Annotated in this window: 3 protein-coding genes and 1 pseudogene; 2 read left to right on the top strand and 2 right to left on the bottom strand. The window is 72.8% G+C overall.

Going from position 1 to position 2,832, the window contains the following annotated elements; genetic code table 11:
* Window positions 1-608 (top strand): annotated as a pseudogene (locus F9B16_RS49935) (hypothetical protein); the annotation flags it as partial.
* Between the two features lie 79 nt (window positions 609-687).
* Here F9B16_RS49935 and F9B16_RS49930 read toward each other — a convergent pair.
* Both F9B16_RS49930 and F9B16_RS49925 read right to left on the bottom strand, forming a co-directional pair.
* Entirely contained in the window at window positions 688-1,551 is an 864-nt protein-coding gene (locus tag F9B16_RS49930; RefSeq protein WP_151547273.1) for an STAS domain-containing protein, read from the bottom strand.
* Window positions 1,552-1,554: 3 nt separating this feature from the next.
* Complete coding sequence (locus F9B16_RS49925; RefSeq protein WP_151547272.1) at window positions 1,555-1,887, bottom strand: hypothetical protein; 333 nt, start codon at window positions 1,885-1,887, stop codon at window positions 1,555-1,557.
* Between the two features lie 338 nt (window positions 1,888-2,225).
* Here F9B16_RS49925 and F9B16_RS49920 point away from each other — a divergent pair.
* The coding region (locus tag F9B16_RS49920) for an alpha-amylase family glycosyl hydrolase (RefSeq protein ID WP_264159880.1) at window positions 2,226-2,832 on the top strand (607 nt) is incomplete at its 3' end.

Below are 2,832 nucleotides of genomic sequence, written 5' to 3'. Positions count from 1 at the left end.
CCGTCCGCCCCGGCAGCGAGGAATACCGCGACTCGGAGAAATACCAGTACCGCCCCCGCGACTGGGAAGCCGCCGACCGCGACAACACCACCATCGCCCCCCTCATCACCCAACTCAACACGCTCCGGAAACTGCATCCGGCCTTGCAGCGGCTGCGCAATCTGCGCTTCCACCACGTCGACCAGCCCGAGTTGCTCGCCTTCTCCAAGCGGCACGGCGACGACGTGGTGCTGGCGATCGTCAACCTCAACCCGCACCAGCCGCGCGAAGCGACCGTCCACCTCGACCTCACCGCGCTCGGCCTCCCGAACGATCCCGAGCGGCCGTTCACCGTCATCGACCAGCTCGACGACGCCACCTACACATGGCGGCAGGCGAACTACGTCCGGCTCGACCCGCACGCGCGTCCCGCGCACGTCTTCACGATCCAGCGGGACGAAGAGCGTCCGGCACCGAACGAAGAGCGCCCGGCCGCCGAGGACGGCACCGTGGACGGCGCCGAGCCCGCCGCGCCGTCCCGCGAACGGACGGGCCGGACGGGCACGGGCCGTCCCGTCCGCGACTCCCTGCGCGCCGCGCGCGATCGGCTGCGGCCGGGCGGGGCCTGAGCGAAAGGGACGGGACGGCCCGCTCGCATCGGCTCCGCGGTGGCGGACCCCGATGCCGGGGCGGCGGGAAGGCGGCCGGTCAGGCCGGTTCCGCGCCGAGCCGGCCGTCGACGGGACGGCAGGCGGTGAACACCGAGCCGAGCCCCTCGCGGTCGATGATCTCGCGGAGCCGGACGGGCAGGCCGGGCAGCGACAGGCAGCCGCCCTCCGCGGCGACCCGCCAGCGGATGCCGAGCAGCACCGGCAGCGGGTCGCAGCGCACCCCGAGCCGGTCGCCCATCCGCACCATCAGGTGCCGCAGGTCGCCCTCGACCAGCGAGGTCAGCGTCTCGCCGAGGCGGCGGACGGTGACGGGGTCGAGCACCCCGGACAGCTCCACCACGGTGTGGTCGCCGTCGCCCGCCTCGGCCGTGGTGATCAGCAGCTCGGGCGGGGCGGCGGACGGCGTCGGCGCGAGGCCGGGGTCGGCGGGGTGCAGGGCCCGGATGGCGTCCAGCACGTGGCCGGTGTCGACGGTCGCGGTCCCGCCGGGCGCCACCGGCGCGGCGGTCGCCTCCGCGACGTCCTCGAACACCGGGACGAGGCTGGACAGGCCGGTGAGGTGCAGCGCGCGCCGCACCGGCGCGGCCGTCGCGGGCACCACGGCCCGCAGCGGGCAGCCGAGCAGCTGCGCGCGGGTCTCGGTGCGGGCGAGGAGCACCAGCCCGGACGCGTCCAGCAGGACCGAGTCGCCGAAGTCGACGACGACCCCCTTGCGGGGCCGGGCGGCGTGACGGGCGGCGGGACGGTCGGGGGCGAGCTCGCCGGCGGCCAGTGCCAGCGCCCGGCACACGCCCTCCCGGATCCCGGCGTAGTTGCGCCAGCTGACCTGCGCGGGCAGCCGCAGCACGATGAACCCTCGCCGGGTGTCCGTCCGCAGGCCCGGCACGGTGGTGTCCTTCATCTGTCACATCCCGATCGGGGTACGCGCGGCGGCGCGGGCCGGAGCGGGCCCGCCGGTGGTCGGCCGTACGGGGGCGGGCGTGGCGGCGGCCCGGCCCGGCGGCACCGGGGCGCGCTCCCCGTCCGGATACGGCGGCCGCGCGCCGCGGACGACGCCCGTGAGCCGGGACGCCGCGAGGCGCTCGATGGTCCGGGCGTCCGGCCGCATCCCGAGATGGGTGCAGCAGCACCACAGGTCGTCCACGCAACGGCGCACGTTCTCGGCCGGAATGTCGGCGAAGCGAACGCGCAGCCGCGCCACGAGGTCATCGCGCGTCGGTACGACCGATGGCGACATCTCCCAGCGCTCCACTGTCCCTCCGATCGCTTTGGACGAGACGAGGACATCGCCCGTCCGGGCTGGTCGTCAGCTGCCCGCGCGGCAGGTTCCGAGCTTGGAAGGGACCTACCCGGGGCCTGTCGCGGAAACGGCGCCGACCCTAAAGATCCGGGCATGACACGCCTGCCGCGCGGCAAGTCCTCCGCCCGTTCGGGAGCACGTCCGCCGGGCACCGGAGCGGCGCCTTGATTACAGAGAGTACTGAGATTTTTACGGATGGTTGCCTGTCGCGCACGCACCCGCGACGGACGGCGGGAATTGCAGATCTAGATGTCGCCGACACTCCGGGATGGCCCATGCACGCCCAGCCGAAGTACTTCACCTGCAGCACGTCCGGCCAGGTCGCCGACCCGGAGGCCGATCCCGCGGTCCTGCGGGGCGCGCTCGGGGCGGAGCGGGCCGCACCGGCGGCGGGGGCCGTCCCGGACCCGTTCGCCGAGGACGCCCCGCACACGCCGCACTGGTTCAAGACGGCGGTGTTCTATGAGGTGTCCGTGCGCGGGTTCTGCGATTCCAACAATGACGGTTACGGCGATCTACGCGGCCTGATCTCCAAACTCGACCACCTCGAATGGCTGGGTGTCGACTGCCTGTGGCTGCTGCCGATCTACCAGTCACCGCTGAAGGACGGCGGCTACGACATCGCGAACTACACCGAGATCCTCCCGGACTTCGGCGAGCTCGGCGATTTCGTCGAGCTGATCGAGGAGGCGCACGCCCGCGGGATCAGGGTCATCGCCGATCTCGTCATGAACCACACCTCGGACAAGCACCCGTGGTTCCAGGCGTCGCGGACGGATCCGGACGGGCCGTTCGGCGACTTCTACATGTGGAACGACACCGACGACAAATACCCCGACGCCCGCATCATCTTCGTCGACACCGAATCCTCCAACTGGACCT

It is taken from the genome of Actinomadura montaniterrae, assembly GCF_008923365.1.
GTDB lineage: Bacteria > Actinomycetota > Actinomycetes > Streptosporangiales > Streptosporangiaceae > Spirillospora > Spirillospora montaniterrae.
This window is presented reverse-complemented; position numbering and strand designations above follow the sequence as displayed.